Annotated in this window: 19 protein-coding genes; 16 read left to right on the top strand and 3 right to left on the bottom strand. The window is 36.0% G+C overall.

The window, feature by feature from the left end; genetic code table 11:
• Together B9T31_RS14835 and B9T31_RS14830 are read right to left on the bottom strand one after the other, a co-directional pair.
• On the bottom strand, positions 1 to 228 hold a 228-nt coding region (locus B9T31_RS14835), incomplete at its 3' end, for a phage regulatory CII family protein (RefSeq protein ID WP_322853503.1).
• Between the two features lie 66 nt (positions 229 to 294).
• Positions 295 to 483 (bottom strand): hypothetical protein, encoded by a 189-nt coding sequence (locus tag B9T31_RS14830; protein ID WP_086182712.1) that lies wholly within the window; start codon positions 481 to 483, stop codon positions 295 to 297.
• A gap of 108 nt (positions 484 to 591) precedes the next feature.
• On the opposite strand from B9T31_RS14830, the gene B9T31_RS14825 reads away from it, so the two are divergent.
• The 15 genes from B9T31_RS14825 (at position 592) to B9T31_RS14760 (ending at position 7856) form a co-directional block, all read left to right on the top strand.
• Positions 592 to 1296 carry a S24 family peptidase gene (locus tag B9T31_RS14825; RefSeq protein WP_086182711.1) on the top strand — a complete coding sequence of 235 codons (705 nt, stop codon included), beginning with the start codon at positions 592 to 594 and terminating at the stop codon, positions 1294 to 1296.
• 100 nt (positions 1297 to 1396) lie between these two features.
• Entirely contained in the window at positions 1397 to 1699 is a 303-nt protein-coding gene (locus B9T31_RS14820) for a hypothetical protein (RefSeq protein ID WP_086182710.1), read from the top strand.
• A gap of 316 nt (positions 1700 to 2015) precedes the next feature.
• Positions 2016 to 2456: a hypothetical protein gene (locus B9T31_RS14815; protein ID WP_086182709.1), complete on the top strand. Its 441-nt coding sequence runs from the start codon at positions 2016 to 2018 to the stop codon at positions 2454 to 2456.
• Entirely contained in the window at positions 2456 to 3577 is a 1122-nt protein-coding gene (locus tag B9T31_RS14810) for an ATP-binding protein (RefSeq protein WP_086182708.1), read from the top strand. Before B9T31_RS14815 ends, B9T31_RS14810 begins: the two co-directional genes overlap by 1 nt.
• Positions 3574 to 4254: a 3'-5' exonuclease gene (locus B9T31_RS14805; protein WP_086182707.1), complete on the top strand. Its 681-nt coding sequence runs from the start codon at positions 3574 to 3576 to the stop codon at positions 4252 to 4254. The genes B9T31_RS14810 and B9T31_RS14805 overlap by 4 nt, the downstream gene beginning before the upstream one ends.
• Before the next feature lie 5 nt (positions 4255 to 4259).
• The gene (locus tag B9T31_RS14800) at positions 4260 to 5216 is read left to right on the top strand and encodes a hypothetical protein (protein WP_086182706.1); all 957 of its coding nucleotides are present in this window, start codon (positions 4260 to 4262) and stop codon (positions 5214 to 5216) included.
• Complete coding sequence (locus tag B9T31_RS14795; protein WP_086182705.1) at positions 5213 to 5461, top strand: hypothetical protein; 249 nt, start codon at positions 5213 to 5215, stop codon at positions 5459 to 5461. The genes B9T31_RS14800 and B9T31_RS14795 overlap by 4 nt, the downstream gene beginning before the upstream one ends.
• Positions 5458 to 5715 carry a hypothetical protein gene (locus B9T31_RS14790; RefSeq protein WP_086182704.1) on the top strand — a complete coding sequence of 86 codons (258 nt, stop codon included), beginning with the start codon at positions 5458 to 5460 and terminating at the stop codon, positions 5713 to 5715. Before B9T31_RS14795 ends, B9T31_RS14790 begins: the two co-directional genes overlap by 4 nt.
• A complete protein-coding gene (locus tag B9T31_RS14785) occupies positions 5715 to 6089 on the top strand; it encodes a hypothetical protein (protein WP_086182703.1) in 375 nt (124 codons plus the stop codon). The genes B9T31_RS14790 and B9T31_RS14785 overlap by 1 nt, the downstream gene beginning before the upstream one ends.
• Positions 6090 to 6098: 9 nt before the next feature.
• Positions 6099 to 6539, top strand: coding sequence for a hypothetical protein (locus tag B9T31_RS18085; protein WP_228146057.1), 441 nt, complete (start codon positions 6099 to 6101; stop codon positions 6537 to 6539).
• Positions 6539 to 6952 (top strand): hypothetical protein, encoded by a 414-nt coding sequence (locus B9T31_RS14775; RefSeq protein ID WP_086182702.1) that lies wholly within the window; start codon positions 6539 to 6541, stop codon positions 6950 to 6952. Before B9T31_RS18085 ends, B9T31_RS14775 begins: the two co-directional genes overlap by 1 nt.
• A complete protein-coding gene (locus B9T31_RS14770) occupies positions 6949 to 7170 on the top strand; it encodes a DUF551 domain-containing protein (protein ID WP_086182701.1) in 222 nt (73 codons plus the stop codon). The genes B9T31_RS14775 and B9T31_RS14770 overlap by 4 nt, the downstream gene beginning before the upstream one ends.
• Positions 7171 to 7193: 23 nt before the next feature.
• Positions 7194 to 7433, top strand: a complete 240-nt coding sequence (locus B9T31_RS14765) for a hypothetical protein (protein ID WP_086182700.1) — start codon at positions 7194 to 7196, stop codon at positions 7431 to 7433.
• Positions 7426 to 7581, top strand: a complete 156-nt coding sequence (locus B9T31_RS17830; protein ID WP_171264772.1) for a hypothetical protein — start codon at positions 7426 to 7428, stop codon at positions 7579 to 7581. The genes B9T31_RS14765 and B9T31_RS17830 overlap by 8 nt, the downstream gene beginning before the upstream one ends.
• Positions 7581 to 7856 (top strand): hypothetical protein, encoded by a 276-nt coding sequence (locus B9T31_RS14760; protein ID WP_086182699.1) that lies wholly within the window; start codon positions 7581 to 7583, stop codon positions 7854 to 7856. Before B9T31_RS17830 ends, B9T31_RS14760 begins: the two co-directional genes overlap by 1 nt.
• Before the next feature lie 89 nt (positions 7857 to 7945).
• Here B9T31_RS14760 and ybaK read toward each other — a convergent pair whose 3' ends face one another.
• Positions 7946 to 8413, bottom strand: coding sequence for a Cys-tRNA(Pro) deacylase (gene ybaK / locus B9T31_RS14755; RefSeq protein ID WP_086182698.1), 468 nt, complete (start codon positions 8411 to 8413; stop codon positions 7946 to 7948).
• Between the two features lie 190 nt (positions 8414 to 8603).
• On the opposite strand from ybaK, the gene B9T31_RS14750 reads away from it, so the two are divergent.
• A complete protein-coding gene (locus B9T31_RS14750; RefSeq protein WP_086182697.1) occupies positions 8604 to 9188 on the top strand; it encodes a lytic transglycosylase domain-containing protein in 585 nt (194 codons plus the stop codon).
• Positions 9189 to 9198: the final 10 nt, after the last annotated feature.

Raw genomic sequence — 9198 nt, 5'->3', positions numbered from 1 at the left:
ACCTAATTTATGCGCCCAAACCTTTAAAACAGCTGGATTTTGAGTAAACATCATCATTGCCTCTAGCTTTTTAAGACTTGGCAAGTGATCAGGCATGTTTGGATTCGCGTAATTACACATAGTGTTATGTGAATCACCTGTAAGCTCAGAAATATCTTTGGGTGAAATGCCTGGTGTATGTCTGATCATCTTATGTATGGCAGTTTTAGTTTCTTTACTTATTTCCATATGTGAATCCTTAAATTTATTCACGTTTCTATTCGAGTCGCCGTGAACGATAATTTGTGGGTGGGTTTAGGCGCTTAGAACTTGTAGATCAGCCTTAAGCTCCCCTTTAGAAAGCACCTCAAACATTGCTTGGGTTTTGAGTGGAATACCGAACTTCTCCCATTTCCATAGGGTTACTTCGGAGAATCCTGTTTTTTTAGATAAAGAACGTCGTGTTTTGCATTGGTAGTGAACCATTAAATCTAAAGTTTTCATTCGACTTATTTAAGTTAGCAATAATTACTAATGCAAGTTAGCACATGCTTACCTAAGTTTCAATATTATGTATTAACATTAGTTAGTATTTTTTTAAAGGATTGCATAATGTTTTTGCATGAACGCATTCAGTCAAAGCTTGATGAAAAAAAACTTAAACAAGCAGATATTGCTAGAGCTACCAAAAAATCAACTGCGGCTGTAACAAAGTGGTTGCGTGGTGAAAATATTCCCAAGGCTGATTCCTTGAAAGAAATTGCAAGGTTGTTAGATGTTTCAGATGAGTGGCTGTTGACTGGGAAAGAGCCTAAACCTCATCATAATCAAGAAGGCACTCCTGTTTTTGCGTGGGAGTCACCAGAAGACCTAGACCCAAATCTATATGTTATTATTCCCCATGTAGAGGTTAAGTTTTCGGCTGGAAATGGTAGAACTGCTGCATATGAGCCAAGTCAGTGTAATGCAGGTTCTGCTCAACCCTTGAGTTGGGTTCATAAGAAAAAAATATCACCTAAGAATCTAGTCACGGTGGATATTGATGGAGACAGCATGGAACCAAACATCAGGAATGGAAGTGTTGTGATGTTGGATAAGTCAATCAATACACTTGAGCAAGTCCAAAGTGGACGCGTTTATGCTATTCGATATGGTGATGAGCTAAAAATTAAACGTCTTTCTAAAAGATTTGATGGTGCTTTAGTTATTGATAGTGATAATCCCTTGTATAAACGTGAGATTGTAGAACCTGATCAACTTGAACATATAGGCATTATTGGGAGATATGTATCCCATTCCTATGATGGTGATATTTAAGAAACTCTCATGAATAAAAATAGAGTTAACCTGTTTTAGAAAGAAAGTCGTCAGTTCAACAAACTGGGGAATTAAAATTTCTTAAAGAAAAGAGAATATTATGATCGCAACACTCAATAAATCCAAAACGGCGCTAACGATTAATCGTCAAGAATTTAAATTAGCATTAGGTAAAATTGATGAAGGAATTAACAAACAAATAGCCTCACTTAAAAAAGCTAAACAAAGCTATGACGCTGCGGAAATGGCACAGGAAGTCATTAACGAAGCAAATATTTTTGAAGCCATTATTGAGGGTTTTAACGAAGCAGAAGGTACTAATCTAAAGCTAACTGACATCACTAATCTTGATGTAGCACAAGGATGGGTTGATGAGTTTTTGGAAAAGTATTCTAAGGATTGATTTAGTGGTGCCCTCCTCGCTTTGCAGGGTTTTGGTCACCACCCTGTAATTATTTATAAACAATAACTTAATCAAAAAAAACATTGTTTTGATCACCACTTAACAAAAGTGTATTTATTTCTTATCAAGCCCACTCCAAGTGGGCTTTTTTATTTTTTGCAGCACAATTGGAAACTTAACCTAATATTAAGTTAACTTTTTACTAACTTTAGTATTGACTAATAGTAGTAACAGAAGTTAGTATTTATCTCATAGACAACAAAAAAGCACACCGACGGCGAAATCATGTGTGCTTTTTCAAACTAACGAGGTCATTATGAACTTAAACACTCAATCTTTCAAGCCTACGACAATAGTGCTTACTGCTGCTGTCACCTTTAGCGTCTTGATTGCAATTCCTACTAGCATTACTGCTCTTTCTCATTCTACTGAATACACACCCACATATAGCATTACTCAACCCGAGTCATACGGCGTTCAGTCTGTTCAAATTACAGGTAAAAATTCAGGTACCGCAATTGTTAATGTTGATGGTTTTCGCATTGCAGTTAATTTCAAATTTGAATCACACCCTGATAGTTACGGCGTAACTGGTTCTGAATTCACAGCAATTGATATCACTGACCTTGCCATTGATAGCATCACAGATTCAAAAGGCAAGTCATATAACGATTTCACTGATTACAACGATCACCGCAATATCAATTTATTGTTAGCGACGTTTATTGAAAAGAATAACTTAGTGGAGGCTGTGTAATGGCGCTAAATATTATTGCTGCAGACCAAACACTTAATGTAAGTGCCATTATTACTTATATTTATGCTGATCCTGGTCTAGGTAAAACCTCAATGGGCTTTACAGGTGACAAAGCTATTTCTTTTGACTTCGATCGTGGTGCTCATCGTACTGGTGAATTACGTCGTGGTGCTGTGGTTCCTGTTCAACAATGGTCTGATGTTGCTGATTTAACCCCACAAGATTTAGCTCCTTTTAATACCATTGTGATTGATACCGTAGGTGCAATGCTTGAAAGTATTAAGACTCACCTCTTATTAAATGCAACCAATCGTCAAAAAGATGGTGCACTAAAGTTAAAAGCTCAAGGACTGGCAAACCAAACATTTAAGCAGTATGTGAATACCCTAATCAGTATGGGTAAAGATGTAGTCTTTATCGCACATGCTTCTGAAGATCAAAACGGCGAACAAATTATTTATCGTCCTGATTTAGGCGGTAAAAACCGCAATGAGCTTTATCGTATTGCCGACATCATGGGATATCTAACCACGGTCTCAACCAGTGACGGTAAACATGAACGTGTTATTAACTTTAAGCCTTGCCCCACCCATCATGCTAAGAATGCAGGTGCTTTAGGTGGTGAGACAGGTGATGTCTGGGTGCCTGACTTAAAAACCAATCCTACATTTTTAGCCGATCTAATTAAACAAGCTAAGGATCATATTAATACGCTTACACCTGATCAACTTGCACTTATTAAAGCCAATGAAGAATTAGAAAACTTCATGCAAAGCTGTGCTGAAGCTCAATATTCAAGTGATGTTAATCAGCTTACTGAGGCATTGGATAAACAGCATTTCTATTATCAAAACATGCGTTTAGCCATGAAGAATCGTGCAACAGAACTTGGCTGTACCTTTGACATAAATGCCAATCGTTGGATAGATCCACCTGAATTTACAGGAATTACGGATGCTCAGCGTGATGAACTCCAAGACTTTATTTCTGAACGTGGTTTAGATACTAAATCGGTATGTGAACATTTAGGAATTGATGCACTCACTGAAATTGATCAAAACACACTGGATAACGCAAAAGCGGAAATCGAAAAATTAGCAAAAGTGAGCATGACTGCATGAACGCAATTATTTTAGATACTGAAACACATGATCTTAAAGGTCTTCCTATTGAAATTGCGTACGTGCCCTTTCAGTTAAACAACCGTGAGGTTTCTATCTTTGCTGATCAAGCATTTGATGAATATTTTTCTATCAATGCAGCGATTGCATACGGCGCTATGGCTGTGCACCACATCCTTGAATCAGATATTGCAGGTAAGCCATTTTATACAACTTTCACTTTGCCTGACGATGTTAAATACATCGTTGGTCATAACATTGACTACGATATTGAAGCAATCAATAAGTGTAGCGTTTCTACTCAAAATATCAAAGTTATCTGCACATTAGCTTTAGCTCGCAAAGCTTGGCCAGATGCTCAATCTCATTCTTTATCAGCACTTATTTACATGCTGTTGAGTGGCAGTGATTTAGCTCGTCAAAAATTACGCTCAGCACACAATGCCAAGCAAGACGTACTTCTCACTGGCATGCTGCTAAAAAGCATTGTACGTGAACTTGATATTCAAAATCTTGACGATCTTTATCAGGCTTCTGAAGTTGCGCGAATCCCTACTCACATAACGTTTGGTAAACACAAAGGTACAGAAATTAAGTTTTTACCGCCTGATTACAAGCGTTGGCTAATTATGCAACCAGATCTAGACCCATATTTACGCAAAGCATTAAAAGGATAATGAACATGAATAATTTAATCTCTGCTCAAGACGCTATTAATGCAATGCAAGTTGGTAAAACTGTTTTATGTCGCTCAATTGGTGGTTTGCTTGATTTTGATGAGTTGAGCCAATTCCCTGCTACTGTATTTTTCACAGGTGATCATGAGTTTTGCATCAAGATTGATGAAATTACTATTAATGGCTATACATTCTTAAAACCATTTTCACTGGATGAGCTCTCTGAAGGACAGGATGTATTTTTGCTTGGCAATGCTGGCAGTATTTTGAAAGGTCAATTTATTCCTGAATATGATGAACTTGTGTCAGCTGTTAAAAACGGCTCAGTTCAACGTGACTTTGAGAATGCTCAGAAACAAGCAAAAGCCATTCATAGTTTATTGGGTATTAATAATGATTTGATTTTAAAGGTCGTAGATTTTCAAGAATTTATGAAACCTGTTTCCAAGTCAAAAAAAGTAAATCGTAAAAAAATTGAGGCTTCAGAACCGACTGTTGAGCAAGAAATAGTTGAAGACATCAACTCATCCAAAATTACTATCATTGAACAAGGTCCTATTCATGTTGTTGAAGATAGTCTGGTAAGTGATGTGGCTATTGAAAACAACGAGTCTAAAGATGATGAACAATACCAAAATGATTTAAATGACCTCGTCGATCGTGCGAGAAAAGCATCTATACCAGTTGAAGCCAATGCATTAGTCAGATACACACGTTCATGGACTGAAGAACAGCGCAAACCACTTATGCAAGCTATTCATGCACGTTTGGTTGAGCTTGATGAACTAAATAAAACTAAGAATGACGAGCCACCATCATTAATGGTCCAAATTCAAAATGCAGTAGATCTGACCGAGTTGGATGCTTTGGAAATTGATGTTGCTGGGCGTCATCAAGATATACAGCCAAAACTAATGTCTTACGTTATCAAGCGTCGTAAAGAATTGGAGAGCATGTCATGAAATCAAATCCAACCCCAAGACATATTTTATTTATTAAGACCGAACTTGGTAATGAAAAATACTGCAAAGGCTGTGATGAATATTTTCCAGCAACAAAGCAATTTTTCTATGGCACTGGTTACAACAGCACTATCACTGGTGAGCCACTGTTAGAAACTCTTTGTAAGGCTTGTTACAAGGAAAAATATAAACCTAATTATGTTCGTTGCTACAACGTGACATATAGATATGGGGCGACAGCATGATTATTCCTTCGAATCTACAACCTTTATTTACTGTGTTTGTGGCAAATGATGACTACAAATGCTCTATCCATAAATCTCAAGGTGAAGTTGTTTTTACTAAGCCTAAAAAGCCAAGTCTAAAAATGGATAGTCATGGCAACTTAAATAAAGAAGCTCAAAAGAAATATGAGGTTTTCTTAAATCTCTGGTTAAGACATGGCAAGGATTTCATTCTTCGCCTTAAAGCTAAAGCAATTATGTTGAAGGTGATGTGATGGAAAAGCTTATTAAACAAATTCATGAACAAAATGTTCAAGCTGGGTGGTGGACAGACCTAGTGACAGGCGACGACCTTACATCTAAAAATGGCGAAAAACCAAAACGAAATATCCCTGAAATGCTCTGCTTAATTCATTCTGAAATATCAGAAGCAATGGAAGGTCATCGTAAAAATTTAATGGATGACAAACTTCCAAATCGCACAATGCTAGAAGTTGAACTTGCAGATGCTGTTATTCGTATTTGTGATATGGCTGGAGGTCTAGGTTTAGACCTACATGGAGCTATTCAGGAAAAGCTTGAGTTTAATAAACATCGTGCTGATCACAAGATTCAGAATCGGCTTACTGAAAATGGCAAAAAATTTTAAGGTGGCGTGATGGATATTCAAAAAAAACAGGCTGTGTGGCTTAAAGAAAAACCGTTATTTGAAGCTGAATTTATTCACTCTCACCTTCTACCATTTTTCAATTTTAATGAAAACACTGGTGATTATGAAATCAAAAGTGAGTGTGTAAACAATAGCGATGACGAAGATCGAAAGGTTGCATACGAAGCATTAAATACTGGGTGGGTAATGTGGTTAAGAGCTAAAAAAGTGGCTGTGCCTGATGGGTTTGTTTTGGTGCCTAAATTATCAGCAAATTTTCTTTTTAATATTGTGCCTGAATTGGAATTTAAACACCAAGATCAAAAAGACACTGTTCTTTACCACTTAAACTATATGACTTCTGAGTTTAAAGAATCTGCTAAGAAGTTTGTTGAGGAAGATCACGTAAAACAAAAAACCATGATCGAAGCACAGGAAAAGGTGGTGTGATGGGTATGGTTGGCGGATATGATGCTCACTTTTATTGTGATTGCTGTAATGATTTTTGTGAGGTGAATGGCATAGGTGTTGAAACTTATCAAGATGTTATTCACCTCATGAAAAAAGATGAAGACAAAAAAGAGTCGTGGCTTTTACGTGACGATGGTGTTGTTCTTTGTGAAAAATGCAAAACTAAGAATCCCCTCAAACTTATGAAAGAAAATAATCGTGAAGGATCAATGTGGAATAGTAAAAAAGAGAGCCTTACGTCAAATATTTATGTATTAGTGCCAAGAGAACCGACACAAGAAATTTATCGTAAATTTTACGATGCTTTTAACTCTGCTAATGCAGGAAATACAGCACAAAGCTTCAAAGTTGCCTACAAAGCCATGATCGAAGCACAGGAGCAAGATAAGTGAGTAACTGGATTAGCGTAAAAGATGGATTACCAAAAGAGGAAGAATCTGTATTGGTATTGCAAGATGGTAATGATGTTTGCTCATATTTGGTTTTACAAGCTCAAATATTTCAAGGTGATTGGTATGCTGATCATAATAATGGAATTGTTGATATTCATGATTCACTAGATGTAGATCGCTGGCAACGATTACCCGAATCACTAAAGTCAAATAATTAAATTCTGTAAGGGGGAATAAAAAAATGAGTGGACCAAATTTATCTAAAGTTGTGGCAATTCATGCTGAGATGCTTGAAACCAATCCTTACTGCTATTTTGAGTTAGCTTATACACGTTCTACAGAATGGATGGTTTGGATTTGCAGTAAGAACCGAGAACAAGATCCTAATCGAAAAGTTTTATTAAATGGGCAAGGATCAACAACCGAAGAAGCTTGTGAAAATGCCCTGAATAATTTCAATCAGGAGCCAACCCATGACTAAACAATGCTCTGAAGTTGAAGAATTGGAAACCGACAAACAAATAAACTCAATTGATCAGTTCATTACTGACGGCGGTTTTGATCAAGCTTTTAATGAAGTGTTTGGATTACCTGAAGGTGTTGTAGAAAGTTTAAAGGAGATTTGTTGATGGGTGCTATGAAAGAACGTGATAATGATCTGCTTCAAGCTATTTTTAATGAGATGCAGTATCTTAAGCGAGCGTTACTCACTAAAAACGAAAGTCGGATTGGTCGTGCTGAGTTTGCAAGATTATTAAATATCGAACCAGAAACGCTTGATGCTCGAATTAGGGAGGGTCGCTATGTTAAGCCGCATAAAGACGGAAGAAAAAGCTATTGGTTAAACTCCTATGTTCAATCAGTAATACTTGATGTAGACTCTAATCACAAAGCCACCTCATAGGTGGCTTATTTATTTAGCAATATTATTTGTGAGTAATATTGTGAGTAACAAAAATAAAAATAAAAAATTTTGGTTAATAAAAATACACATTATTCATCTATTATATCAGCAAAATTAGCACTTAAAACCTGAGCTAAATCATTTGGATTTAAACCTATATCCAACCCTCTTTTACCACCACTTACATATATCTTTTCAAGTGACCTAGAGCTAGCACAAATCACTGTTTTTAATCTCTTTTTTTGACCAATTGGACTAATCCCACCTACTAAATACCCTGTTAAGCGTTCTGCAATTTTGGGGTCTGCCATATGTAATTTTTTACATCCAAATACTTGTGCAACTTTCTTTAAACTTAGTTGATGATTCACTGGTAAAACTGCGATATAATAATTTTTATCATCCGTGACCATTAAGGTTTTAAAAACAACATTAACCGATAAACCCAACTTATCTGCCGCTTCTAAGCCAAAATTTTTAACATTTACATCATGTTCATATTCATGCATTGAAAATTCAATTTTATTTGACTTTAAGACTTTACAGGCGGGTGTCATACTTCTATCTATCTTAAATTATTGATCTATTTATTATAAAATACTTTTCAAAAAAACCAATAAAAATATTTCTAAGTCAATTTAAATGATGAAATTTATAAGAAATATACATAATTCCTAAAATTATGACTTTTTTATAAATTGACGAATTTCCCTATATTACTTAATATCTTGTGACATTTGATACTTCATGGTTTTAATTTTGTTGAATTTAACTCTCTCTTCGTTTAGCAGATGGTCTTCACTCTTAAACTCTACAAAAATATTCAGCATTTTTCTTACTGGCCTTATTTTTACTGGTTGTTCTTCTTTAGGTTCAGGTTCACCTGCAAAACGCTCAGCGAAACTTTCCGTAGGTTTACAAAAAGCCTATTCTGTAAATTCCAACACAGCCAATCGCGTTGCCCCCATTATTGTTCAAACATCTGATCGCTATAATTTAGACCCTTTATTACTTGCCGCTTTAATTCGCCAAGAATCTTCTTACCGTAGTCGAGTTACTTCTCCAGCAGGAGCTATTGGTTTAACGCAAATTATGCCACGTTTTTGGCAAAGTGACTGTCCTGGAGATTTATTCAATGAATCAATCAATATTAATTGTGGCGCATATATTCTTAAGAAATATGAAAAAAACGCAGGAAGTATGCCTGTTGCATTAGGGCATTATAATGTAGGTCCAACGGCATATAACACCAATAGAAAAATGAAGAAGCAAGGCAAAAAATATGCTAAACAAGTGAAAGCGCATAAATCAGATTTGAAACGAGCATTATAATTTAAAGCTC

The sequence above is a fragment of the Acinetobacter sp. ANC 4558 genome (genome assembly GCF_002135375.1).
In the GTDB taxonomy this organism is placed as follows: Bacteria; Pseudomonadota; Gammaproteobacteria; order Pseudomonadales; family Moraxellaceae; genus Acinetobacter.
This window is presented reverse-complemented; position numbering and strand designations above follow the sequence as displayed.